The sequence below is a fragment of the Micromonospora sp. WMMD975 genome, assembly GCF_029581215.1.
GTDB lineage: Bacteria > Actinomycetota > Actinomycetes > Mycobacteriales > Micromonosporaceae > Micromonospora.
On sequence record NZ_CP120739.1, the window covers coordinates 2,228,305 to 2,253,716 of the forward strand.

20 protein-coding genes are annotated in these 25,412 nt (G+C 68.4%); 13 read left to right on the forward strand and 7 right to left on the reverse strand.

The window, feature by feature from the left end:
• The first annotated feature begins 191 nt into the window (after nucleotides 1–191).
• From O7613_RS09475 to O7613_RS09495, 5 genes are read left to right on the forward strand one after another with little or no spacing between them, the layout of a single operon-like run.
• Complete coding sequence (locus tag O7613_RS09475) at nucleotides 192–2,153, forward strand: class I SAM-dependent DNA methyltransferase (RefSeq protein WP_282293325.1); 1,962 nt, start codon at nucleotides 192–194, stop codon at nucleotides 2,151–2,153.
• On the forward strand, nucleotides 2,150–3,400 hold the full coding sequence (locus tag O7613_RS09480) for a restriction endonuclease subunit S (RefSeq protein WP_282293326.1): 1,251 nt from the start codon (nucleotides 2,150–2,152) through the stop codon (nucleotides 3,398–3,400). Before O7613_RS09475 ends, O7613_RS09480 begins: the two co-directional genes overlap by 4 nt.
• The gene (locus tag O7613_RS09485) at nucleotides 3,397–6,441 is read left to right on the forward strand and encodes a type I restriction endonuclease (RefSeq protein ID WP_282293328.1); all 3,045 of its coding nucleotides are present in this window, start codon (nucleotides 3,397–3,399) and stop codon (nucleotides 6,439–6,441) included. Before O7613_RS09480 ends, O7613_RS09485 begins: the two co-directional genes overlap by 4 nt.
• A gap of 26 nt (nucleotides 6,442–6,467) precedes the next feature.
• Nucleotides 6,468–7,253 (forward strand): hypothetical protein, encoded by a 786-nt coding sequence (locus O7613_RS09490; RefSeq protein WP_282293330.1) that lies wholly within the window; start codon nucleotides 6,468–6,470, stop codon nucleotides 7,251–7,253.
• 47 nt (nucleotides 7,254–7,300) lie between these two features.
• Nucleotides 7,301–8,869, forward strand: a complete 1,569-nt coding sequence (locus O7613_RS09495; protein ID WP_282293331.1) for a serine/threonine-protein kinase — start codon at nucleotides 7,301–7,303, stop codon at nucleotides 8,867–8,869.
• A 41-nt stretch (nucleotides 8,870–8,910) separates the two neighbouring features.
• Here O7613_RS09495 and O7613_RS09500 read toward each other — a convergent pair whose 3' ends face one another.
• Nucleotides 8,911–9,093, reverse strand: a complete 183-nt coding sequence (locus O7613_RS09500; RefSeq protein ID WP_282293332.1) for an AlpA family phage regulatory protein — start codon at nucleotides 9,091–9,093, stop codon at nucleotides 8,911–8,913.
• Nucleotides 9,094–9,121: 28 nt separating this feature from the next.
• The gene (locus O7613_RS09505; protein ID WP_282293333.1) at nucleotides 9,122–9,358 is read right to left on the reverse strand and encodes a GntR family transcriptional regulator; all 237 of its coding nucleotides are present in this window, start codon (nucleotides 9,356–9,358) and stop codon (nucleotides 9,122–9,124) included.
• Between the two features lie 420 nt (nucleotides 9,359–9,778).
• Here O7613_RS09505 and O7613_RS09510 point away from each other — a divergent pair, with 420 nt between their 5' ends.
• Nucleotides 9,779–10,660, forward strand: coding sequence for a helix-turn-helix transcriptional regulator (locus tag O7613_RS09510; protein ID WP_282293335.1), 882 nt, complete (start codon nucleotides 9,779–9,781; stop codon nucleotides 10,658–10,660).
• A 106-nt stretch (nucleotides 10,661–10,766) separates the two neighbouring features.
• Nucleotides 10,767–14,285: a hypothetical protein gene (locus O7613_RS09515; protein ID WP_282293336.1), complete on the forward strand. Its 3,519-nt coding sequence runs from the start codon at nucleotides 10,767–10,769 to the stop codon at nucleotides 14,283–14,285.
• On the opposite strand, the gene O7613_RS09520 is transcribed toward O7613_RS09515, so the two are convergent.
• Entirely contained in the window at nucleotides 14,280–14,579 is a 300-nt protein-coding gene (locus O7613_RS09520) for an NIPSNAP family protein (protein WP_282293339.1), read from the reverse strand. The genes O7613_RS09515 and O7613_RS09520 overlap by 6 nt on opposite strands.
• A gap of 168 nt (nucleotides 14,580–14,747) precedes the next feature.
• Here O7613_RS09520 and O7613_RS09525 point away from each other — a divergent pair, with 168 nt between their 5' ends.
• Nucleotides 14,748–14,903 (forward strand): hypothetical protein, encoded by a 156-nt coding sequence (locus O7613_RS09525; RefSeq protein ID WP_282293340.1) that lies wholly within the window; start codon nucleotides 14,748–14,750, stop codon nucleotides 14,901–14,903.
• A gap of 25 nt (nucleotides 14,904–14,928) precedes the next feature.
• Here the strand turns inward: O7613_RS09525 and O7613_RS09530 are convergent, their stop codons facing one another.
• Nucleotides 14,929–15,342 carry a hypothetical protein gene (locus O7613_RS09530; RefSeq protein ID WP_281589537.1) on the reverse strand — a complete coding sequence of 138 codons (414 nt, stop codon included), beginning with the start codon at nucleotides 15,340–15,342 and terminating at the stop codon, nucleotides 14,929–14,931.
• A gap of 143 nt (nucleotides 15,343–15,485) precedes the next feature.
• Nucleotides 15,486–18,584: an N-6 DNA methylase gene (locus tag O7613_RS09535; RefSeq protein WP_282293341.1), complete on the reverse strand. Its 3,099-nt coding sequence runs from the start codon at nucleotides 18,582–18,584 to the stop codon at nucleotides 15,486–15,488.
• A 163-nt stretch (nucleotides 18,585–18,747) separates the two neighbouring features.
• On the opposite strand from O7613_RS09535, the gene O7613_RS09540 reads away from it, so the two are divergent.
• Entirely contained in the window at nucleotides 18,748–19,026 is a 279-nt protein-coding gene (locus O7613_RS09540) for a hypothetical protein (RefSeq protein WP_282293342.1), read from the forward strand.
• Here O7613_RS09540 and O7613_RS09545 read toward each other — a convergent pair.
• Nucleotides 19,021–19,320, reverse strand: coding sequence for an NIPSNAP family protein (locus O7613_RS09545; protein WP_282293343.1), 300 nt, complete (start codon nucleotides 19,318–19,320; stop codon nucleotides 19,021–19,023). The genes O7613_RS09540 and O7613_RS09545 overlap by 6 nt on opposite strands.
• Before the next feature lie 11 nt (nucleotides 19,321–19,331).
• Complete coding sequence (locus tag O7613_RS09550; protein WP_282293344.1) at nucleotides 19,332–19,508, reverse strand: hypothetical protein; 177 nt, start codon at nucleotides 19,506–19,508, stop codon at nucleotides 19,332–19,334.
• Between the two features lie 241 nt (nucleotides 19,509–19,749).
• Here O7613_RS09550 and O7613_RS09555 point away from each other — a divergent pair, with 241 nt between their 5' ends.
• From O7613_RS09555 to O7613_RS09570, 4 genes are read left to right on the forward strand one after another with little or no spacing between them, the layout of a single operon-like run.
• Complete coding sequence (locus O7613_RS09555) at nucleotides 19,750–22,260, forward strand: DUF262 domain-containing protein (RefSeq protein ID WP_282293345.1); 2,511 nt, start codon at nucleotides 19,750–19,752, stop codon at nucleotides 22,258–22,260.
• Between the two features lie 27 nt (nucleotides 22,261–22,287).
• On the forward strand, nucleotides 22,288–24,441 hold the full coding sequence (locus O7613_RS09560) for a UvrD-helicase domain-containing protein (protein ID WP_282293347.1): 2,154 nt from the start codon (nucleotides 22,288–22,290) through the stop codon (nucleotides 24,439–24,441).
• Between the two features lie 37 nt (nucleotides 24,442–24,478).
• On the forward strand, nucleotides 24,479–25,150 hold the full coding sequence (locus O7613_RS09565; RefSeq protein WP_282293348.1) for a DUF6308 family protein: 672 nt from the start codon (nucleotides 24,479–24,481) through the stop codon (nucleotides 25,148–25,150).
• Nucleotides 25,143–25,397 (forward strand): hypothetical protein, encoded by a 255-nt coding sequence (locus tag O7613_RS09570; protein ID WP_282293349.1) that lies wholly within the window; start codon nucleotides 25,143–25,145, stop codon nucleotides 25,395–25,397. Before O7613_RS09565 ends, O7613_RS09570 begins: the two co-directional genes overlap by 8 nt.
• Nucleotides 25,398–25,412 lie beyond the last annotated feature (15 nt).

The following is a 25,412-nucleotide window of genomic DNA, read 5'->3' on the forward strand; positions in this document are numbered from 1 at the left end:
CCGTCAGATATCCGACGGTGGCGCGGCGCTCCGACGACACATGCGGAAGCCTGCGGGCCGGTGGCCGGGCGTGCTTCCTCTGCCAGCGACAACACGCTGACAGTCGGTTGATCAACTCGGCCGAGTGGGCGAGTACGACGATGCAGGGCGGCAGGCATACTGCTCGCCTTAAGGCAATCGAAAGGAACCTGGTGAGCACCAAGCACCAAGAGTTGGCCAACTTCATCTGGTCGGTGGCCGACCTGCTCCGCGGCGATTACAAGCAGTCCGAGTACGGCCGGGTGATTCTCCCGTTGACCGTGCTCCGCCGGTTGGACTGCGTGCTCGAACCGACCAAGGACGCGGTGCTCGCCCGGCACCAGCAGCTCAAGGACGCGGGCGTGCAGAACGTTGACCCGGTGCTGCGGAGGGCCGCCGGGCTGTCGTTCTACAACACGAGCGAGATGTCGTTCCGCAAGCTGCTCGGCGACCAGGACAACGTGGCGCTCAATCTGCGCGCCTACATCGGCGCCTTCTCACCCGGCGCGGTCGACGTGCTGGAGAAGTACGGCTTTGACGCCCAGATCAACAGGCTCGCCGAGGCGGGGCTGCTCTACCAGGTGGTCGCCAAGTTCGCCGACATCGACCTGCACCCGGACGTGGTCACCAACCACCAGATGGGTTACGTCTTCGAGGAACTCATCCGCCGCTTCTCGGAAATCAGCAACGAGACCGCCGGTGAGCACTTCACCCCGCGCGAGGTCATCCGGCTGATGGTCAACCTGCTGCTCGCCCCCGACGAGGACGACCTGGTCACGCCCGGCATCGTCCGCAAGGTCTACGACCCGGCCTGCGGCACCGGCGGCATGCTCACCGAGGCGCAGGAGCACATCCAGGCGCACAACCCGCACGCCACCGTCGAGGTGTACGGGCAGGAACTCAACGGCGAGACGTACGCGATCTGCCGCTCGGACATGATGCTCAAGGGCGGCGACCCGACGAAGATCACCTTCGGGAACTCGTTCAACCAGGACGGCCACGAGGGCGAGCGGTTCGACTACATGCTCGCCAACCCGCCGTTCGGGGTGGAGTGGAAGAAGGTCGAGAAGTTCGTCAAGGACGAGGCGGCCCGTGGCTACGCCGGCCGGTTCGGCGCGGGGCTGCCCCGGATCAACGACGGCTCGCTGCTCTTCCTCCAGCACATGATTTCAAAAATGAAGCGTCCCGAGGACGGCGGTAGCCGCCTCGCCATCGTCTTCAACGGCTCGCCGCTGTTCACCGGCGCGGCCGGCTCGGGGGAGTCGGAGATCCGCCGCTGGATCCTGGAGAACGACCTCCTGGAGGGCATCGTCGCGCTGCCCGACCAGCTCTTCTACAACACCGGCATCTCCACGTACTTCTGGATCCTCACCAACCGCAAGGACCCGGCGCGGGCCCGCAAGGTGGTGCTGCTCGACGGCCGCGAATTCTGGACCAAGATGCGCAAGAGCCTCGGCGACAAGCGCAAGATGCTCACCGATGAGCACATCACGGACCTGACCCGGGCATACGTGGATGCGCTGACCATCGCGGACGACCCGGAGCACCCGCAGCACGCCAAGGTGAAGGTCTTCAAGACCACCGACTTCGGCTACCAGCGGATCACCGTCGAGCGCCCACTGCGGCTGCGCTTCGAGGTCACCGAGGAGACGGTGGCGCTGCTCGCGGAGGCTCGCGCGGTCCTCAAGTACGCGGAGCGGGAGTCCCTGCTGGCGGCGGCGAAATCACTTGTCGGCACGTCGTCCGCGACGCGGGCCGAGTTCGCAATGAGGCTGAACGGGCTGGGGAAGCTGCCGGCGGCGGTGGAGAAGGCGGTGTGGGAGGCGTTCTCGGTCAGCGACCCGGAGGGGGAGGTGCAGACCGACCGCAAGGGCAACCCGCTGCCGGACGCCGACCTGCGCGACAACGAGAACGTGCCGCTGGACGAGGACATCCGCGATTATCTTAAGCGCGAGGTGCTGCCGCACGTCCCTAGCGCCTGGATCGATGAAACCAAGACGAAGATCGGGTACGAGATTCCCTTCACTCGCCAGTTTTATGTATACACGCCCCCAAGGGCGCTCGCCCAGATTGACGCTGATATCAAGGCGCTGGAGTCGGAAATTCAAGCTCTCCTCAACGAGGTTATGAAATGATCGACTCATACGCTCATATTCCAGCTCACTGGAAGTTGTCGCGGGTCGATCGCGTTGCCACTGTCAGTGCCCGCATTGGATGGAAGGCTCTGACGGCGGCTGAGTACCAGCCGGACGGTTTTGCATTTCTGGCCACTCCAAATATCAAGTCCCGAACAATAGATTTCGAAAACGTCAATTTCATATCTGGGTTCCGATACCATGAATCGCCGGAACTGAAGCTCGCTGTTGGTGACGTCCTGCTCGCAAAGGATGGGAACACTCTGGGAATCGTCAATCTTGTCCGCAGTCTGCCTCGCCCTGCGACGGTCAATGGATCTATCGCTGTTTTGCGGCCATTCGCTGTCCATCCCGCATACTTGCTGTACGTCCTTGCAGGCGATGCGACTCAGCAGTCCATCGCTCTCCTTAAGGGCGGCATGGGTGTGCCTCACCTCTTCCAATGGGACATAAGGAGACTGCGCATTCCGCTTCCGCCCATGGATGAGCAGCGCAGGATCGCCAGTTTTCTAGACGCGCAAACCGATCGCCTAAATTCGCTTATTGCCGGCTACAGGAGGAAGCGTCGGCTGCTCGACGAGCAGTTAGAGGCGATGCGGGACAAGTTGTTTGTCGATCATGCTGGCGTGCGAATGACGCCGCTTATGCATCTGACAGACCCAAGGCGGCCGATTGTCTATGGGATCGTTCAGGCGGGCCCTGAGGTGCCAGGGGGAGTACCTTACATCAAGACCGGAGACCTGCCCTCTATTGACGTGTCGGTGCTTAGTACGACCTCTCCGGAGATTCATGCTCAATATCGCCGGGCGAGCGTTGTGCCGGGAGATATCATCATGGCGATGAGAGCCTCTATTGGCGCAGTTGGAGTGGTTCCAGGAAATTTGTCCGAAGCTAACTTGACGCAGGGGACCGCGCGCATTGCCGGACGAAAGGGTGTCGACAAGCGTTGGCTATTCCATGCCCTGCAAACTCGCGCAGTCCGTGACCAGTGTGACATCCGGGCGGTGGGTTCAACGTTTCGAACGCTTAATATCTGGGACCTTCGACGGATTTGTCTGCCCCTTGTTTCAAGCGTCGAGCAAGCCAGAATGGCTGAAAAGTTCGATGAAGTTTTGTATCGACATGGGGTAATAGCGTCAAAGCTTGAACGTCAGATCGCATTACTTCAAGAAAGAACGCGATCGCTGATTGCGGCTGCGGTTCAAGGGCAAATTGATGTGACGACGGCTCAGGAGGTCGACCTATGAGCCTTATTCATCAGGAGCAGTCGTTCGAGAAGGGTATCGACGAGACGCTGCTTATGTCAGGCTGGTTCGCTGGGGCTCCCCTCCATTTCGACCGGAAGATTGGCCTGGACACCTCTGAGCTGTTTATCTTCATCGGAGCGACGCAGAAGCTTGCCTGGGACAAGCTGTGCGCGTACCACGGAGGACAGCCCGAGGCGCAGCGGCAGTTCGCCCAGTACCTCGCCAAGCAGATCGACGAGCGCGGCCCCCTCGATGTCCTCCGCCGTGGCGTCAGGGACAAGGGCGTCCCGATCCGCCTCGCCTACTTCAAGCCCGCCCACTCCATCACCGACGACGCCCTCAAGCTCTACCGCGCCAACCGCCTCACCGTCACCCGCCAGCTCGCCTACTCGACGAGCAACAACAACACCCTGGACCTGGTCCTCTTCGTCAACGGCATCCCCCTCGCCACTGCCGAGCTGAAGAATCCGCTCACCGGGCAGACCGTCGAGGACGCCAAGGAGCAGTACCGCAAGACGCGCGACCCGAAGGAACTGCTCTTCGCCCGGCGTACCCTCGTGCATTTCGCCGTTGATCCCGACCTGGTCTTCGTCACGACGAAGCTGGCGGGGGAGAAGACGCGGTTCCTGCCGTTCAATACCGGGTCGAACGGGCCGGGCGTGTCCGGCGGTGCCGGCAACCCGCCAGCCACCGGCACCGGCTACCGCAGCTCCTACCTGTGGGAGCAGATCTGGCATCCAGACGTCTTCATGGACCTGGTCCGGCGGTTCCTGCACTACGACAAGGAATCCAAGGCGCTGATCTTCCCGCGCTACCACCAGTGGCACGCGGTCACCCAGCTCACCGACCACGCGGCACGCCACGGTTCCGGCCACAACTACCTGGTCATGCACTCCGCCGGATCGGGCAAGTCGAACACCATCGCCTGGCTGGCGCACCGGCTGTCGAGCCTGCACACCGCACCCGACGTCGCCACGGAGGGGATGCGCCCCAACGAGCCGGTCTTCGACAAGGTCATCATCATCACCGACCGGGTGGTGCTGGACCGGCAGTTGCAGGACACGGTGTTCCAGTTCGAGCACGTGCCCGGCGTGGTGCAGCGCATCGACAAGGACTCGGCCCAGCTCGCCGCCGCGCTCCAGGGTGAGACGGCAAAGGTCGTCATCACCACGATGCAGAAGTTCCCCTACGTGCTCAACCAGGTGCAGGGGCTCAAGGGCAAGCGGTTCGCGGTCGTCGTCGACGAGGCGCACTCGTCGCAGTCCGGCGACTCTGCCGCCGCGTTGAAGAAGGTCCTGCTCAAGCTCGGCAGCGACGACGTCGACGAGTCGGGTGACCTGCTCACCGCGTCGGCGCTGGCGCGCGGCCGGCACGAGACGCTGTCGTACTTCGCGTTCACCGCCACCCCGAAGGCGAAGACGCTCGAACTCTTCGGCACGCCGCACCCGGTGACCGGGGACGCGCAGCCGTTCCACACCTACTCGATGCGGCAGGCCATCGAGGAGGGGTTCATCCTCGACGTGCTGCGCAACTACCTGACCTACAAGTCGTACTGGAAGCTGGCCAACGCCAACCCCGACGACCCGGAGGTCGACCCGAAGAAGGCTGGCTCCCAGCTCGCCCGCTTCGCCAGCCTGCACCCCACCATGCAGGCGCAAAAGGCGGAAATCATCGTCGAGCACTTCCGCCGGCACGCCGCGCCGCGCCTCGGCGGTCGCGCCAAGGCCATGGTGGTCACCGGCTCCCGCGAGGCCGCCGTCCGCCTGCACACGGCCATCAGGAAGTACGTCGACATGCAGGGCTACGTCGGCTGCGACTCCCTGGTCGCGTTCTCCGGTGACCTGGAGGTCGACGGCGTCGAGCACACCGAGGCGCGGACCAACGGCTTCGGCGAGGGCGAGCTGCCCGAGAAGTTCGCCTACGCCGCCGCCGACGACAAGCACGCCGGCACGCCGAGGGCCAAGCAGGACACCGAATACAAGATCCTGGTCGTCGCCGAGAAGTACCAGACCGGTTTCGACCAGCCGCTGCTCACCACGATGTACGTCGACAAGCTGCTCAAGAACGTCGCGGCGGTGCAGACCCTGTCCCGGCTCAACCGCACCCACCAGCTGAAGAACCAGGGTGACGTGTTCGTCCTCGACTTCGTCAACGAGGCCGGGGACATCGCCGCGCACTTCAAGCCGTACTTCGAAACCGCCGCCACCACCCCCACCGACCCGAACCTGCTCTACACCGCGCAGAACGCGGTCACCGGCTACCCGGTGCTGGTGCGATCCGAGATGCAGGCGTACGCCGAGGCGCTGCTCGCCGCGGAACGGAAGGCCACCACCGAGACGGGCCTCCAGCGGGCCCACGCCTCCCTCTACCGCCTCACCGAACCGGCGGTGCAGCGCTTCACGGCCCTCGCCGCCGACGACCCGGAGGCCGCGGACGGCTTCCGGTCCGCGCTGCGCGACTACACCCGGATGTACGCGTTCCTCAGCCAGGTCGTGCCCTACCACGACGAGGACCTGGAACGGCTCTACCTGTACGGGCGGGCGCTGCTCAACCGGCTGCCACGCCGGCAGGACCCGTCCGTCGACATCGGCGAGGTGCAACTGACGCACCTGCGGGTCAGCAAGACCGGCGAGCACGACGCGTCGCTGTCGCCCGAGGGAGAGCAGATGCTGCCCGGCTTCGTCGGGGGCGGCGCGGGCTCCCAGCACGACCCGGAGAAGGTCGCGCTCTCGGAGCTGATCGACGCCTTCAACGACCGGTTCGGCATCGGGCTCGGCGAGGCCGACAAGGTCTGGGTCGAACAGCAGATCGTCGCCCTGGCCGAGGACGGCACCCTCGAAGCCGCCGCGCTGGTCAACGACGAGAGCAACTTCGGCGTCGTCTGCGACCGGCGGATCGAGGACGTGATCCTGTCCCGGCACGACGACAACGGCAAGCTGATGCAGCGTTACCTCGACGACGAGAGCCTGCGGTCACAGCTCAACCAGTTCGCGCGCCGGCAGGCGTACCAGATGATCCGCCGCCGCAAGGGCATCGCCTAACTGAATACCCGCCGAGAGGAGGACGGTTGTCCCCGTCCGAACCCACCTTCCACCTCTGGATCGCCGTGGACCCGTCGCGGGTCATGACCGCGCTCGCGCCGCTCAAGGTGACCAGTTCGCCCCTCAGGCACGAGTGGGGCAGCATCACCGACCTGCGAGCGGCTCCTGTCGGCCCGGAGCCGTCGAAGACGCCCGCCGTGATCGTGCTCTGCACCGTCGCGCTGCTCGTCTCCGCCGGGCTCTGCGCCTCCGGCGCCCCTCTGCTCGTCACACTGTTGCTCGTGGGGCTTCTGCTGGCCCTCGGGTCCGCCGGCATCACGTCGAAGAAGCCACCGCCCCGGGTGGAGGCGCCCGACCAGGCCGCCTACCCCAACCTGCATCACACCCTGACCGGTGGCGAGGAGCGGGAGGACTTCCTCGACCTGGTCGAGCTGGCGGAACGCGCCGGCCGCGCCCTGCCCGAGGTCAGCCACGTCATCGACAACGTGGAAGGTGCCGAACTCTTGGCGCAGGTGCTGTGGGAGGCGAGCGACGTGCTGAGCCGTCGACAACAGTTGCGCGGCCAGGTGCGCCGCCAGCAGCAGGCCGCCACGGCCGGCGATGCGGGCAGCCGCGTCTCCCAGGCGCTTACCGAGCAGCGGCGACGCGCATCAAGCCTCTGGGACGAGACCGAGGCGGAACTGACCCGCATCCGTGACGCTCTCGAACTCGCGGCCGTCGCCGCCGAGAACGCGGCTCACGACCCGAGCGTCGGCGAGGCCGTCCGCGAGGCGTACCGGGAGCTGGCCGATGTCTACGGCGAGCGGTATTAGTCGGCGGCTTGCCGAAAGTAGCTGACGGGGCGCCGAGGGGAGAGGCATTGCAGGCCCAGGAGCGGGTAGCCGATCGGTATGAGCTGACGTATCCGGTCGGGCACGGTGGCATGGGGGAGGTGTGGGCCGGCTTCGACGAGAAACTGGACCGACCGGTCGCGATCAAGTTCCTGCGCAAGCTCGCCGTGGCGGAAGGCGACCGGGACACCGCGATTGACCGGTTCGTCCGCGAGGCCCGGGTGACCGCGCGGCTCGACCACCCCGGCGTGCCGAGCGTGCACGACGTCGGTCACCACGGCGACGACCTCTACATCGTCATGCAGCTCGTGCCGGGCGTACTCCTGTCCGACCTGATCGCCGAGCGCGGCTGGCTCGCGGTGCCCTGGGCCGCCGCGATCGGTACGCAGATCTGTTCGGTGCTGGCGGTGGCGCACGCCGCGTCGCTTGTGCACCGTGACCTGAAGCCGCAGAACGTGATGGTCACCCCCACCGGCGCCGTCAAGGTCCTCGACTTCGGCGTGGCCGCCCTGCTCGGGCCGGACGTCCCCCGGCTGACCGCCACGGGGCACACGCTCGGCACGCCGACGTACATGGCTCCGGAGCAGGCACTCAACAGCGTCGTCGGCCCCCGCGCCGACCTCTACGCGCTCGGCTGCGTGTTGTTCGAGCTACTCACCGGCCAGACGCCCTACCGGGCCGACAACCCGCTCGGGATGCTGCACCGGCACATGAACGACCCGGTACCGTCGGTCACCGACCACCGCGCGGGTGTGCCGGACGTCCTGGTGCAACTCCTCGTCCGGCTGCTGGCCAAGGATCCGCAGCACCGGCCGGAGTCGGCCGTCGAGGTGTACGAACTGCTCGCGCCGTTCGGCGCGGTCGCCACCGACGCGGCGGCCGACCTCGCCCTGACGGTGGCGGACGGGCAGCGGGTCGACCCGACCATGCCGTACCGCTATCCGTTCGGACCGTTGCCGCCCCGGTCTCCGCTGCCGCCGACCCGCGTCGACATCGCCCGGCCGCGAGTCGCGGCAGAGATCGTCGAGCCGCTGTCGCTGGCCCAGCTCGCCGAGGTGGAGGACCGCGTCTGGGCGCTCGCCGAGGAAGAGCGGTTTACCCAGGCCGCCGACCTGCTCGAATCGGCTTTGCGGCCGGTCGGCAGAGGACACGGGTCCAAGCAACCTCGAATTCTGGAGCTGCGGCTCAACCTGGCCAACCTGTACGTTCTCGCGGGCGCGTTCCGGCAGGCGCTCCCCGAGTTCCAGCGGCTCGTCGTCGATCTCGCCGAGCGTCCGGTGCCCGACGAGGAGCTGATCTGGCAGTGCCGGCAGCAGGCGGCAAGCTGCCAGGCCGAGCTGGGCGAAGCAACCGAGGCGCTGCGGGAGCTACGGGCGCTCCTCGCCGAGGAACAGCAGGCGATGCGGGCGGACTCGCCGGAACTGTTCCCCCTGCGGCAACAGATCGCCATGCTCGTCGCCGGCCTCGGTGACGTGCCGGATGCCCGGCGCCAACTGGAGGGGCTGCTGCGCGACGTCGGTGGGCTGCACGGCCCACGATCCGCCCCGGCCGCCGAGGTCGAGGCGTTGCTGAACCACCTGGATCGGCTGGGGGAATAAGGCTCCGGCGCGTCCGAGGGTAGACCGGCACGCTGGAGCGCCTACTTGGAGCTGTCCTGCAAATCGGGGCGGTGATCCCGGATCCACCGTTCCACGTCCTCGGTCAGCCAGATGCGGCCGACGGACAGCACTGCTACCGGGTCGGGAAACGTCTTCGAGTTGGTGATCTGGTAGGCGCGCGTACGCGAGACGCCGAGCAGGTCCCGCACCTCTCGGCTCGCCACTAGCCGAAGTGTCCCCATGAGGAGCGGCCTACAACCTATGTCCCGGACTGCCGGCGACGAAGACGCCGATGCCCTGTCGGCCCTCCAGGACGCCCGACTCGATCAGGATGTCGATGGCCTTTCTGACGGTCACGCCCGAGGTGTCGTACTGCTCCGCAAGCTCTCTGGTCGTCGGCAGTTTGTCGCCGGGCTTGAGGAGCCCGGCATCGATTCGGTCCAGGATGTCCTGCCGGATTCTTCGCCACAGCGGCACGTACGGCACCATGCGCCGACTTCACCACAGCCAGCAGGAGGTCATGGAAGCTATGCCTTGTTTAAAGTCTATAGCTTGTTTGACTTGTTTGGTTGTAAAGTGAACCGACGTGGATGGTCGTGGAAGGGAGCGGCATGGGTTGGCGGTGGACGTGGTTCGTGCGGTCGAGGAAGGGTGCCGTCGAGGCGGCGGGGCCTGCCGTACCGGATGACGACGTACCGGGGCGCTGGCGGCAGCCGAGCGCGCCGCCCGGCGTACCCGAAGAGATCGTGACCTCGCGGTGCGACGGCGCGGAGGTCTACCAGCGGGCCGAGCGGTGCCCGGCGGCTGCGGCGCGCAACCAGCGCCCGGACCGCTACCGCCCGAGGGCGTCCGGCAGGCGGCCCGGCGGGCCGTGCCGGGAGACCGGTCCGGCCGAGGGGAGGCGCGCGGATGGCTGAGCTGGCGGGGTCGTCGGTGCCGCGCCGGGCGCTCGGGCGGGTGTTGCGGGAGCTGCGCACCGAGGCGCGGATGACGCTCGACGGCGCGGCGGCGGCGTTGGAGTGCAGCCGGCAGAAGGTGTGGCGGATCGAGAGTGGCGTCGGCGTGGTGCGCGGGGTCGACGTGTGGGCGATGTGCGAGCTGTACGGCGCACGGCGCGAGCTGACCGCAGCGCTCGTCGCCCTGGCCGGCGAGACGCGGGGGAGGGGCTGGTGGCACGCGTACGGCGATCCCGTACCCGACTGGTTCGACCTCTACGGCGGCCTGGAGTCCGCCGCGTGCCGGCTGCGCGAGCACGCCGGGGCACTGGTCCCCGTGCTGTTGCAGACCCGGGGGTACGCTGCCGCGACCTGCCGGTCCCGCCTCGGCACGACGGAGGGGGATCGGGAACGGTTGCTCGATGCGCGGTTGCGCCGGCAGGGCCTGCTCCGGCGGCGTCTGCCCCGACCGCCCCGGATCGAGGTGATGCTCTGCGAGGCGGTGCTGCTGCGGCAGGTGGGCGGCGCCGCGACCATGGCCGGGCAACTCCGGTATCTGGCGGACGCGGGCCGGCTGCCACACGTGTCGATCCGGGTGCTGCCGCTCGCCGCGGGCCCGCACGTAGGGGCGATCGCCGGCCCGTTCGTGCTGCTGGACTTCCCGCCGGGGCTGCGCGCCGACCCCGACCCGCCGGTGGTCTACCGCGAATCGTTGACCGGGGCGCTCTACCTCGACCGGCCGGCGGAGTGGGCCGCGTACGAGCGGGCCTGGTCGGGGCTGGACGCGCTGGCCCTGAGCGAAGACGAGTCGCGTCGGCTGATCGTCAAGACGGGCGAGGAGATGGACCCCGGCTGAGGGCCGGTGGGCGGCGTCCGGGTGTCGCCAGGTGTTTCAGTGGGCCATCGACGCGAGCGCCAACCAGCTAACGTGATCCCATCGGGGATCATCGCTGGGAGGATCGGTGCGGCCGAGTCGACGTCCACCTATCGTCCTGCAACTGTCACTTCTGATCGTCGCGGTTCTGCTGGAGATCGCGGCGAACTTCTTCGCCAACGCCGACACCTCGCCGTTGAACGCCGGAATCCGCGGGGTCGCCGGGCCTGCGCTGATCGTCCTGCTGGTGGTGCTGATCGTGGGCAACGGCCTGGTGCTGTGGTGGGAGGCGCCACGCACCGCCCGGCCCGTGTGGCAGTCGGATCGGAGCCCCTACCCTGGGCTTTCCGCCTTCACCGAGCAGGACGCGTCGGTGTTCTTCGGGCGGGACGAGCAGGCCACCGAGCTGGTGCGACGGCTGCACGAGCTGGGCCTGGACGGGGCCGATCGATTCGTCTGTGTCACCGGCGCGTCCGGCAGCGGCAAGTCGTCGCTGGTCCACGCGGGCGTCGTTCCCCGATTGCGACGCGGACGGTGGCAGGTGTTGCCGGCGGTGACACCAGGGGGCGAACCCCTTGCCGGGCTCGCTGATCTGGCAGTCACGTTGGGCGCTGGCGACCGTGCCCGTGCGCTGCGGGACGTGCGGTCCCGTCCGGACAGTCTTGCCCGTAGCCTGGCGGCCTGGCGGACCCGAACGGGTCATCGGCACGGGCGCGTCCTGCTGATTCTCGACCAGCTTGAGGAACTGGTCACGCTGTCGAGCGCCGCCGAGCAGGCCACGTTCCTGGCGCAGGTCGCGACCGCGCTCGACACCGATCGGAGGCTCTGGGTTGTCGCGACGCTCCGCGTCGAGTTCCTTGTCGGCCTGCTCGCGGGTCCACGTCCGGACCTGTTCGCAAATCCGGTGACGCTGGGCACCATGCGGCCGGCGGACCTCGTCGCGGTGGTGGAGCAGCCCGCACAGCTCGCCGGGATGCGCTTCGAGGACGGCCTCGTCGAGGAGATCATCGCCGACGCGGCCACGCAGGACGCGTTGCCGCTACTGGCGTACCTGCTTCAGGAGCTACACCGGGCGGCCGGGCCGGGCCGGACGGCCACCCGCCAGGCATACCGGGCGGTCGGCGGCGTCGCGGGTGCGCTGGGCCGCCAGGCAGACAGTGTGATGGCAGATTTGCGCGGCGACACGAGCACCGACGAGGTGTTGGCGATTCTGCTACGTCTGGTGGCGATGGAGGGCATCGAACCGACCCGGCGTCGGGTGACGTTGCGTGAGTTCTCCGCCGACCGGCGGCGGGTGATCGTCGCCTTCACCGACGCGAGGCTGCTCACCACCGATGTGCTCGACGGTGAACCGTACGTGCAGGTGGCCCACGAGGCGTTGTTCCGCCGGTGGGCGCCGCTGCGGCAGCAGGTGGAGGCGCGTTCGGAGCAGCTCCGGCGGCGTACGGAGTTGGAACGGTGGGCGGCGGACTGGGTGCACGCCGGGCGCAATGCCGACTACCTGCTCACCGGAGAACGGCTTCAACTGGCCGGGCAGTGGCTGGAGGCGATGGAGTCGGCCGGTCAGGACAGCCCCGCCGCCCGTGCCCTGGTGACCGCGTCCCGCAGCCGGGACATCGCGTTCCTGCACCGGGTCTCCGAAGCGATCGGCCAGTTCGCGCTCGGCAACGTGGACCGATATCCGGAGCTGGCGGTGCTGCTGACGTCAGCAGCCCTGCGCGAATGTCCGCCCACACCGGTCGCCCGACAGGCGTTGATGGCGTCGCTGGCGTTCAGCCACGCCGAGGCGGTGCTCGCGGGTCACACCGACGCCGTACGTGGGGTCGCCTGGTCACCGGACGGCACGCAGTTGGCGACGGGCTCCCGGGACGGCACCGCACGGATCTGGCACGCCGACACCGGAACGGTCGTCCGGGCGCTGCGCGGGCACACCGGGATGGTGGAGGCTGTCGACTGGTCCCCCGACGCCACCCGGCTCGCCACCGCCTCCCGGGACGGCACCATCCGGGTGTGGGAGGCCACGACGGGTACGACGGTCGCAGTGCTGCCCTGCGGCGACGTGGCACGCGGCGTCGCCTGGTCACCAGATGGCCGCTGCCTTGCCGGATCAAGCCGGGATCGAACCGTGCGGGTGTGGGACACCTCGGCCTGGCAGCTCACCACCCACCTGGTCGGCCACGAGGGCGACGTGTGGGGCCTGCGCTTCGCCCCCGATTCCCGAACGCTTGCCTCGGCTTCGCACGATCGGTCCGTCATCGTCTGGGACCTGGCCGCCGGCCGTCCCGAGCGGAGGCTGACCGGCCACGGTGACTTCGTCGAGGCCGTCGCCTGGTCACCGGACGGCCGGCGAATCGTCACCGGGTCCGGCGACCAGACCGTCCGCATCTGGGACGTGGCGACCGGCGAGACTCGGCACGTGATCGGCGGTCACGGGGCACCGGTGTGGTCGGTCGCCTGGTCCCCGGACGGTCGCACGGTCGTCTTCGCCAGTGGCGACGGCAGCATCCGCGCCTGGAACGTCCAGCGGTTGCGTGAGGTGGCCGAGCTGCGCGGACACAGCCAGGTCGCCTGGTCCGTCGCGATGTCGCCATCTGGACGACGGGTGGTCAGCGGCTCCGGTGACGGCACCGCCCGGGTCTGGGCGGTGCAGCCACGCGGGGCCGAAAGCCGGCTGCTCACCGGGCACGAGGGGCCCGTCACCGCTCTCGCGCTGGATCGGACCGCGAAGATCGTGACCGGCGGCGCTGACGGCAGCGTACGGCGGTGGCAGCCGGACGGAACGGCCGCCGTGACGACGTGGCCCGAACCGGTCGTGGCGCTTGCCTGCTCACCGGTGACTGACGTGCTGGCTGTGGCACTGCGAGATGGCTCGGTCCACTTGGTCGGTGCCGGCGGAGAGGTGCACTTCGGCGAGGAGGCGGAGTCGCTCGCCTGGTCACCGGACGGCTCCCGGCTGGCGGCCGGCTGCAAGGACAACTCGATACGGTTGTGGGACGTCCGTACGCGCAGCGCCGCCGGAGTCCTGCGCGGACACGCGGACTGGGTGGGCGCGCTCGCCTGGTCGCCGAGCGGTCGCTATCTCGCCTCAGGATCCGACGATCGCACCGTCCGGGTCTGGGACATCGAGCACCCGGGTGACTCCACGGTCCACCCCGGCCATCAGAACTACGTGGACGGGCTCAGTTGGGCGCCGGACGAACGCCGACTCGCCTCCTGCTCAGCCGACTGGACCATCCGCGTGTGGGACCTCACCGGCGCCGACCGGCCGAGGGTGCTGACCGGCCACGAAAAGCGGGTGCGTGTGGTTGCCTGGGCACCCGGCGGCCAGCGCCTCGCCTCCGGTTCCGACGACCGGACCGTGCGGCTCTGGAGCCCCGACGACGAGCAGGGCGAGGTGATCGGCGTGCACCGCGATGGCGTGACCAGCATGGTATGGCTGCCGGACGGGCGACAGGTCGCCACCGGCTCGGCTGACGGCACCGCCCGCGTCTGGGCGGACTCCGTCGACGTGGACGAGTTGACGGCAGCGGCACGTTCGCGGGTGTTCCGTGCGCTCACCGAGGACGAGCGGCGGGCCCACCTGCTACCGGCCGATCCGGGCTCATAGCGTCTGCTCGACCTCGCGGGTCTCCTCACCCACCAGGTAGTCGCCCGGGTCCAGGCCGAGCGTCTTGCGGCGCTCGGATGCCCAGTAGGCGGCGTTCGCCTCTTCGAACGACTCGGGCCCGTCGTAGGAGATCACCCAGATGTGCTGGCTGCGCGCGTGGTCCTTCCACGAGCCGTGGACCTCGAAGCCCAGATCACGGCGCAACGGCACGACCAGGCGCTGCCACTTGTCCACCCACTCGTCCAACAGCCCAGCCCGCACGGTGTAAACGCGGATCTGCACGGTTCTTGGCATGCCCGCCACCCTCACCGAGCCGTGTCTGATTACGCCATCGACCCTAGCCCCACCGCGCGTCGGTGCCGGCGGCGGTGGCCCCCGTGCCGGTCGTCCCGCGCGTGTCCGTCGCCGCCGGGGATGTGGTCCAGGTCGCCGACACCGACTGCCGCTACGCCGAGGGCTCCGTTGCGGCTGCGGGTCGTGCGGGTCCGGCCGGACCTGAGCGAGTGGTACGACGGCGAGTGGGTGTGGCTCGACGGCGTCGAGATCGGCCCGGACGGCGAGGACGGCCCGTTCCGGCCGATGCTGGCCCGCGTCGCCGCCCTGCGACCGGATAGCTGAGGGGGCAACGTCGGCGTGCGCCGGGTTACCGGGACCTGCCCTGCGCCGGAGCGCTGATCACCGAGTGCACTTCGGAGCTGATGTCCCTGACGGGGACCACCGCGTCGACCAGTGCTCGGAGGGCGAACTCCGTCGGCTGCTCGGAGAACAACACCGTCTTGCCCTGCCCCACGGCGTAGCCGACCTCGATGCACACGCTTACGCCCGCGTACCCACCGGTGGCCACGACGAAGATCGCATCCGACTTCGCGATCTTCGCGAGGAAGTCCCGGGTGAGCCGGATCTTGTCCGGCTCGTCGACCTGCACGTGCTGCTCGCTGAAGTCGTAGCGCGGGGTGTAGACGGTCAAGCCCAGGGCGCGGAACGACGCCTCCGCACGCTGAGCGGTGTCGTAGAACTTGGAGCTGCTGCAAATCGTGATCGCCTCGATGGCCGGCATCGGTCCTCCAGATGTGCGCGGTCGATGGTTGTGCTCAGGTGAGCGTTATCAGATGCCGAGGCTCGTCGCGGTACCCGACACCGGCGTGCCGCCGCAGAATCCTCTCCCACGCGGTCGTTGCTTCGACCCGTCGGGAGCGTCCATCAGGCGAGCATCTCCATGACCGCGGCTTCGATCTCCGCGGTGGTCGGATGGCCGGCGAGTGCGGCTCGGACCCGCCGACGCAGGGTCACGAAGTACCGCCCCTCCTCAAGGTCCAGTCCAGCCACGAACTGACACTGGTCCTGGCCGAGTTCGGCGAGCCGTCGGTGTGTCCGGTCCGCGTCGTCGTACCGGGGAATGGGTAGTTTCCAGACGTGTTTGTCGATGTGCCGTTCGTCCTTGCTGTAGGACATCAGGGGGCGGGCGAGCGTGGTGAGAGCCGGGCTGTTCAGGATCGCGCTGAGATAGTGACCCTCCGCCCGGCTGTCGATCGCGCAGTAGTAGAGCGCGTGCTCGATGATCGCGGCCGGGTCGTCGACGATGGCAGCGGCGACGTGCATCCCGGAGGCCGCGTAGGCCAACCGAAGGGGCGGTGCGGGGAGCTGCGAGGTCAGCTTGCGTCGGAAGTCGAGTTGCTCACCCAGGGTGAGACGTGGGCTGTTGCGATGCGCTTCCCAGGTGGCTTCCGCCGTCCGCCACCATTCGGCCAGACCGAAGTAGTAGTCGAGTCGAGAGTCAGGCCCGGTCATCAGCGTGGCACCGTCGAGCGGCAGCACCGCCTGCTTTGCCGGCAAGATCCGGTACGGTAGCAGCGTCTCGCCGAGCAGCACCGGTCGGATGAACTCGCTCTCGACGACGCCTTCGAGAGCGGGCAGATCCTTCCACGGGGGATTCTCCATGATGCTGCGGGCCGAGCGAACGGCGTGACGGCCCACGCCGAGACCCAGTCGCCCACCGGAATCTGTCTCGACGAAGAACAGAATCTTGGGAAAGATCGTCGCGCCGTTGTGCACATGTGGTTTGTACGGTGACTCGGCGATGGGCGACCTTCCCAGCGGGGCAGGTTCCCGGTGAATGGACGGTGCGGCCTGTGCCCAGCTCCTGGCGTCGTTGCCGAGGTGTCCCGTCCACAGCTCGGTGACCGAGGGAAGGCCGCGCGGGCTGCCCGTGGCCGCCTTGTTGCCGAAGACGACACCGGCTCCGCGCGGGAATGGGTGGGGACGCAGGCGGCGCAGGTCCCAGGAACCGGTGAAGGCAACATCTGTCGGCTCGGCCTCGTCCGTGTACCGCCCGTTGCGGAAGGCCTCGAAGTGCTCGCGGTCCAGCACGGCGTTGGGCAGGACGAAGGCGAACGCGCCACCGTCACGGAGATATTGCTGGACGGTTCGGGCGACGAAGAGGGTGGAGAGGTCCTGCTGCGTCGCGAACTGACTCCCACGCCACAGCCCGCGATCACAACAGAGCTTCTTGAACATCACCTGCATACCGGCAGGCATGTGACGGTACGAGAGCCACGGCGGGTTGCCGATGAGGACGTCCACCCGGTTGTTCCTCATGGCCAGCCAGACCGGCCGGGCCAGGTTGCGCAGGTAGTAGCTCCAAATGTGGTCGCGGCCCTCGTCGTGCAGCCGGCACATCGCCTCGAAGGTGCCACGGATCATCGGCTGGTCGTCCGGCTCGATCTTGAGGTGATGGAAGAAGGCCGCCAGCGACGGCGGGTTGTCCGGGTCCCGCGGCTTGGCCGCGATGCCGGCGAGTCCGGAGACGATCTGGTCGAAACGGCTCGGCTCGTTGAGCAGCCTGTTCGGAAACCGGAGCCACTCCTCGGCGTCGTTCGCGTTGTAGCCCGCGCTGATTCGTACGTGCTCCTCCGTGAAGAGATCGAGGCGCTCCCGCCACTGCATGCTGTCGCCGAGATAGACCGGAATGGTGATGGCACCCCGCTGGTCGGTCAGCCGTCGGTGGCCGATGGCGAGCAGATAAGTCACGCGGGCGAGCGCCACGGCGACCGGGTGCAGGTCGACACCGATCACCTGATGGGTGAGCTGCGTCAGTGCGGCATCCAGCGGCAGGTCCGCCGCCTCGGCGGCGGCGAGATACCGGCGGACCGCGTGGAAGAGGAAGGTGCCGGAGCCGCAGGCGGGATCCAGCACACGTTGCCGCAGCGGATCGGTGACGACGGTGTCGACGAGGTGCTCGGCGAGCCAGTCTGGGGTGTAGTACTCGCCCATCCGCTTACGTGTCTCCGGGCCGATCATCGACTCGTACAGCACCTTGAGGATGTCGTGGTCGGCCCGCAACCAGTCGAATCGCGCCAGTCGCCGGGTGAGCCCCTGGATGAACTCGCGACCGCCGGGCACCTCGGTGGTCCAGCCGAAGAAGTCGTGCTCGACCACGCCCAGGATGCGGGCCTGGTCGAACCGTTGCCCGGTGATGAGATCCTGCGGCTGCAACTCCAGGGCGTCGATGCCGACAACCAGGTGCGCGATGATGTATGCGCTGTTCATCAGCAGGGTGTGCTCGACGAACAGGTCCGGGTCGTCGACGAACTGGGTGCCCAGGGCGCTGTCCAGCAGCTCAGCCCACAGCTTCCGCTTCAACTCCACGGTCGGCAGGTGCTCGTGCTCGGCGTAGAGGGCGGCGAGCGCGGCACGATCCAGCTTGTGGGAGGTGCTCTGCGCGCCCAGGCGGCGAGCCACCTCGGCGGGAGCCGGGCGTACCCGCCGGCTCGTCGCCAGCACGCCTTCCAGCCAGTAGAAGAGGGCCAGACCGTCGGGGCGGGTGGCAGCGACCGCGTGGGTGTCGATGAGGGTCAGCGCGTCGCCGGCCAACTGGTACGCCCGCCAGGTGGTGCCGTCGGTGAGGATGCCGACGTACCGCTGGCCGCTCACCATGCTCCGCGAGCGCACGTAGCCGCCAAGCTGGCGCTCAGCCGCCAGCAGGGGGCGACCGGCCTGTAGCCTTCGCTTGACCTCGATGATGGTGTAGCCGACTTCGATGTCGATGCGCCGGCCACCGCCGGCAGGGGTCTCGAGGTCGACCTCGTCGAGGTGGGAGTCGCAGAGCCCGAAGTCGCCGGCCAGCAGCAGTTGGCGGATGTCAGCCTGCAGGGTCGCCTCGCTGCGGGCGGCACGCCGGTCGGCGATCCGCGCCAGCAGGGGCTGCAGTGATGGGGGGAAGCCGTCGGGCGCGCGTACCTGTGGCCGGGGCGACGGGCGGCGGCTTCCGTTTACGTCTGGCGTACCGTCCGAGCGGGCCATACATCAGTGTGGATATTGGGACTCGCCGAAGCCAAGCGATTACGAATGACTGTCGGATGAAGGACAGCTCACAGTCCGTGACCCTATATGGTCCAGTCCGACGGATCCGGCAGCCGGTAGGGTCGCACCCACCGCCTCGATCGAACGTGCAGGAGGCCGCTTCGTGCCGCAGCTCGCCCTGGCCAACAGCTTCTGGCAGAGCTACGACGTCCTGGGAAAGCCAGTGAAGTCCGGCGTACGCAAGGCGATGGAGAAGTTCCAGCAGCTCACCATCGCCGAGCTGTACGCCAACAAGGGCCTGCACCTGGAGTCGGTGAACAACGCGCGTCACCCCCGCATGCGGACCATCCGGATCACCGACTTCTGGCGCGGGGTGGTGCTGGCGACCGACGACGACAGCGACACGTTCCTGCTGCTGCTACCGGCCGATCCGGGCTCATAGCGTCTGCTCGACCTCACGGGTCTCCTCACCCACCAGGTAGTCGCCCGGGTCCAGGCCGAGCGTCTTGCGGCGCTCCGAGGCCCAGTAGGCGGCGTTCGCCTCTTCGAACGACTCGGGTCCGTCGTAGGAGATCACCCAGATGTGCTGGCTGCGCGCGTGGTCCTTCCATGAGCCGTAGACCTCGAAGCCCAGATCACGGCGCAACGGCACGACCAGGCGCTGCCACTTGTTCACCCACTCGTCCAATAGCCCAGCCCGCACGGTGTAAACGCGGATCTGCACGGTTCTTGCCATGCCCGGCACCCTCAACGAGCTGTCAGCCGAGGCGGCTGCAGGGGTGCCACCGCGCGGGCGAAGAACACGTCGAGCGGCTCACCGTCGTGGTAGAGCGACTCGATGAACGCCTGGCCGTGCGCTATCAATTGCGGGTCGAGCCAGCGCCAGCCCTCGCCCAAGGCTCCTTGAAGCTCTGCTGCGAGCATCGAAAATGCGCTGGCCGACTCCCCACGTCGTCCACTCACCTCGGCCTCCGGACGGGAATTGCTCGGCGCTCGTCGTAGGACACAACGAGTGAATTGAACGCCGCCCGGCTGGCTGTCGACTATCCGACGGGGCAACTCTCGCTGCGTGTTGCCCCGGGCCGCATTGATCTGGTTGTCTTGCCGGCTCAGGGGCGGGTCCGAAGGGGACGGGTGCGGAATGGTCACGGCGCAGGAAACCACGTTGCAGGCTCTGTTGGAGGGGGCGAAGCAGTATCACGTTCCGCTCTACCAGCGGACCTACTCGTGGACCGAGCTACAACTCAAACGGATCTGGGATGACGTCTGCCAGCTCGCCAGGGACCGGGCCGAGCACCCGTCCGCCACTCACTTCATCGGCTCGCTGGTGCTCGCGCCGAGCCCGGCCATGGGCCCGGTCGGTGTCGCCGAATACCTCGTGGTGGACGGTCAGCAGCGGCTCACCACGCTGACCATCCTGCTCTGCGTCATCCGCGACCACCGGGCCCAGCACGAAAGCGAGAAACACCGGCTGCGGCTCGACCAGCAGTACCTGACCAACCCGTTCGAGGAGCAGCGCTGGCTGAAGCTGGTCCCCACCCAGGCAGACCGGGACGCGTACGTGGCTTGCGTGCGGTCGACGCCGCAGGCCGGCGGTGACAACGCGGTGGGTCGGGCGTACCGGTTCTTCGCCAAGGCGCTGGAGGCGCTCGGCACCGCCGAGGAGCCGATCGCCGTCCAGCAGATCGAGAGCGCCGTGATCACCGGGCTCGCGCTGGTGGCGATCACCGCCAAGCCCGGCGACAACGTCTACCGGATCTTCGAATCGCTGAACAACACCGGGCTGACGCTCACCCAGGCCGACCTGCTGCGCAACTACATCTTCATGCGACTGCCCAACCGGGGACAGACCGTCTACGAGTCGCTCTGGCTACCGCTGCAGCAGCGGTTCACCCCGACGGAGCTGGTCCTGCTTTTCTGGCTCGACCTGGTCCACCGCGACCCGAAGGTCAAACAAACCGACACGTACGCGAGTCAGCAGGCCCGCCTCGAGAAGCTGCGGACGGAAGCGGAGGTGGAAGCCGAGGTGCAGCGGTTCAGCCGACTCGGCGCGCTGCTGCGGGTGATCCTGCACCCCGCCGAGGAGCAGGACCCGGCCGTACGGCAGCGGCTGGAGCGGCTCAGCGCGTGGGGCACCACCACCGTCTATCCGGTGCTGCTGCACCTGCTCGACCGGCGGGACCGGGGCACGGCAACGTCCGAGCAGATCGCCGCCGCGATGCTGTTCCTGGAGAGCTTCTTCGTCCGGCGGCTGCTGATCGGCCGTAGCACGATGAACATCAACCGGATCCTGCTCGCCGTGGTCACCGAGATGGACCGGGACCTGCCGGTCCACGAGGCGGTGCGGAGATACCTGTCGACGGGCCGCAAACACTGGGCCACCGACGCGAGCCTGCGTGTCCTGGTACGGACCATCCCGTTCTATCTCAACGGCCGGGCCAGTCAGCGCAACCTGGTGCTGCGTTGGCTGGAGGAGTCTTACGGCAGCAAGGAGCCGGTGGCGCTGGAGAAGCTGACCATCGAGCACGTGCTGCCGCAGACCCTCAACGACGAGTGGCGGCAGATGCTCGCCACCAACCTCGACACCGACGAGAACCCCGACGAGGCCCACGACGCGCTCGTGCACACGCTCGGGAACCTGACGCTCACCGGCTACAACTCGGAGCTGAGCAACAAGCCGTTCGCTGCCAAGCGGAACGCCCTGGCGAAGAGCGGCGTCCAGTTGAGCCGGGACATTGCCGACCAGCAGCGGTGGAGCCGCTCGGAGATCCTGGCGCGGGCCGACGCCCTCGCCGACCGGATCGTCACCATCTGGCCCGGCCCCACCGAGGAAATCGGCAACCAGTCCGACGTCCCCTGGGACGTGCTGGCGAAGGCCCTCGCCGAGCTGCCGACCGGCTCGTGGACCACCTACGGTGACCTGGCCGCCCTCATCGGCACGGCCCCGCAGCCGGTGGGTAACCGGCTGGCCAACCACCCGACCCTGAACGCCCACCGGGTGCTCCAAGCCGGCGGGATCGTCGCGGGTAACTTCAAGTGGCTCGAGCCCGACCGCACCGACGACCCGCGCGACGTGCTGCGCGGCGAGGGCGTGACGTTCGACAAGAACGGCCGCGCCGACCAGGCCCAGCGCATCACCGTCGAGGAACTGGCGCAGCTGGCCGGGGTGACGCCGCCCGACCTGCCCGCGCCGCGACTCCGCGCCACCGGCGATGTCGACCGCGCCGCACGGTTCATGGAACAGCTCACCGCCTCGCAAGGACCTGCGGTCGCCACGGCCGTCGCCGTCGTGCTCGACGCGTGGACCACCATGGGCGGGATCCTGGGCTACGGCGACGGCGACTACACCTCGTGCTTCCTCCTGGCTCGGGGGAAGGAACACGAGTACGGCAGCATCTGGCCGGTGGCGCTCTACCCCAGCGGGAAGTGCGAGGTCGTCTTCCAGCACCTCAGCATCCGTACGCCGTTCGACGCGGTGGCCCTGCGGGAGGAACTGCGGCAGCGGCTGAATGAGTTGCCAGGTGTCCAGATTCCCGCCGCGAAGCTCGCCCTGCGCCCCGGCTTCCCGCTGGCGGTCATCGCCGACGCCGACGCCCGCGAGGCGTTGCTCGACCACCTCCGCTGGTTCTACGACCAGGCGCAGGCACCCGCCTCGGACGAACTGATCGACGACTGACCGTCCACCACCCCGAAAGGTCCGCCCGTGCCGCAGCTCGCCTTCGCCAACACCTTCTGGCAGAGCTTCGACGTCCTGGAGAAACCGGTGAAGGCGGGCGTACGCAAGGCGATGGAGAAGTTCCAGCAGCTCACCATCGCCGAGCTGTACGCCGACAAGGGCCTGCACCTCGAGTCGGTGCACAACGCCCGCGACCCGCGTATGCGGACCATCCGCGTCACCGACTTCTGGCGTGGGGTGGTGCTCGCGCCCGACGACGGCAGCGACACGTTCCTGCTGCTGAAGGTCGTGCCGCACGACGACGCGTACACCTGGGCGACGAAGCTGCTCTACACCGTCAACACGGCCACGCGGGCGTTGGAGGTGCGCAATGTCGTGGCCATCGAGCAGCTCACGCCGGCGCTCGAGAAGGCGGCGGCGCAGGCGCCGAGCCTGCTGTTCGCGAAGCACTCCGACACCGCGCTGCGTCACCTCGGCATCGACGACCAGGTGCTGCGAGCCGTACGCACGATCACCGACAAGCCGCAACTGGAGGCGTTCGGCACCCTGCTGCCCGAGGACCAGTTCGAGGTGCTGCAACACCTGGCGGAAGGGTTCACGCCCGACGACGTCTACCGGGATCTGGTGACCGAGCGGCGGCCGGCCGACGCCACGCCCGAACCGAGCGAGAGCCTGGCCGTCGCGATCGCCAACACGCGCAGCCGCATCATGCTTGTCACCCGCCCCGACGAGCTGGCGGAGATCCTCGACAAGCCGTTCGCGGCCTGGCGAGTGTTCCTGCACCCCTCGCAACGGCGCGTCGCATACCGGGTGTCCTACCGGGGGCCCGCTCAGGTCAGCGGCGGGCCGGGCACCGGGAAGACGGTGGCGGCGCTGCACCGGGTCAAGCACCTGCTGTCTCGTACGCCCGACCAGCGGGTGCTGCTCACCACGTACACCAATGCCCTGGCCGCGACGCTGCGCGAGCACCTGGCCCTGCTGCTCGACGACGAGAAGCAGCTCTCCCGGGTGGAGGTGACCACGGTCAACGCGTTCGCCAACCGCGCGGTTCGCGCCCTCGCCGGCCGCGTGCCGACCCCCGTCGGCGACGTCGACGAACGGCAGGTCTGGCGACGGGTGTGCCGGTGGCTCACGCTGCCCTGGCCGGAGCAGTTCCTCGCCCAGGAATACCGGCACGTCATCCTCGCCCACGACGTGCGCAGCCGGGAGGACTACCGGGCGGTCAGCCGGCGTGGCCGCGGCTCGGTGCTGGGCGCACGGCAGCGCGACCGGCTGTGGGACGCCGTCGAGATGTTCCACGCCGAGCTGTCCGCTGCCGGCTCGGCCACGTACCTGCAGATCTGCGCCCGCGCCGCGGACCTGCTCGCCGACGCGGACCTCGCCGCGCACGGCTTCGGTCACGTGGTGGTCGACGAGGCGCAGGACCTGCACCCGGCGCAGTGGCGGGTGCTGCGCGCAGCCGTGGCACCCGGCCCCGACGACCTCTTCATCACCGGCGACCCGCACCAGCGCATCTACGACTCACGGGTGTCGCTGGCCTCGCTCGGCATCTCGGTGACCGGGCGCAGCAGCCGATTGCGCGTCAACTACCGCAGCACCGAGGAGATCCTCACCTGGGCGACCCAGGTGCTCGTTGGCGCGCGGGTCGAGCAACTCGGTGGCGACGGCGAGGACAACCTCGCTGGCTACCGGTCGCTGCTGCACGGCCGCAAACCCCAGGCTCACGGGTACGCGTCGCCGCAGGCCGAGGTCGCGGCGTTGGTCGAGCAGGTGCGGGAATGGGTGGCGCAGAGCGTCGGGCCGAGCGAGATCGCCGTCTGCGCCCGGTTCACCACCACCCTGCGCAGCGTGCACGACGCTCTGACCGCCGCCGGCATCCCGACCGCCTGGGTACGGGACCAGCCGGGCACCGATGTCGACGGGGTGCGGCTGGCCACCATGCACGCCATGAAGGGGCTGGAGTTCCGCTGCGTGGCGTTGGCCGGCGCGACGGCAAAGACGATCCCGTTCGCCAAGGAGGTCACGCCGGCGGAGGTGGACCAGGTGCAGCACGACAACGACTTGCTCCGGGAGCGGTGCCTGCTGTTCGTCGCCGCCACCCGTGCCCGTGAGGCACTGTACGCGTCCTGGAGCGGCGCACCCAGCCCGTATCTGTCGTTCGCCGCCGGTAACCGATTCTGACGGGAGACACATGAGCCAACCCCTCACCCTCGTCGACATGCTGGCCGTCCTGGACGGCGCCGGCTCCGTCGACGATCTCCGGCGTTATTTCCACGGGACCGGCGATGCCGCCTACACCGGCGGCCAGTTCGACGTGCTGGGCGGCGGCGGATCCCGGCCCGAAGTCGCGGACACGGTCACCGCCGAGGATCTGATCGCGGTGGAACTGCTAAGCGTGCGCATCCCTCCACGGCAGCGGCTCGAACTGCTCCAGGGCCGGCTCGGCCGCGAGGTCTCCGAGGAACTGGCCAAGATCCCAGCCGACGTGAAGATGGGCGACAACGACGCGTTGCCGTACATCGTCGATGGCGGGCCTGCGGACACCGCATGGCACCTGCTTTGTGCCGCCACCGGCATCGACTGGGTGATCGCCGGCAAGCTGCTGGCCCGCAAGCGGCCGAGGCTCGTGCCGGTCTACGACGGCGTGGTGTCCTGCGCCTACGGCACCCGGGGCGGCTTCTGGACATGGCTGCACGGCAAGCTCGGCGAGGACGGCGGCACCTTGGCGGAGCGCCTCGACGCCCTGCACCGGGAAGCAGAGCTGCCGGCGGCGGTCAGCCGGCTGCGGGTGCTCGACGTGGTGGTCTGGATGCGGCACCGCAGAGGTCACCTCCCCAGCGGCTGCCCCGGCCTGCGGCTGCCCGACATCCTGGAGCGATCAAATGCGTGAGATCACGATCTGCTTCGACTGCCGGAACGACCCCGACAAGTACGCAGACGTCGCCAACGCCGTCTGGGCGATGATGAACGCGACCGGCTGCGATTTTACCGTCGCGGTCGACGACCAGGCCGATGCGGTGGCGATCGACAAGCGGTGGGACGACTACAGCACGGTGTCGTGGGAGGCCGGCGGTCGACGCGGCACCCCGCAGGCGATCGCGGCCGCGGCGGCCCGGACGGGCACCGCGAACGAATGACGGGCCGCCGAGAAA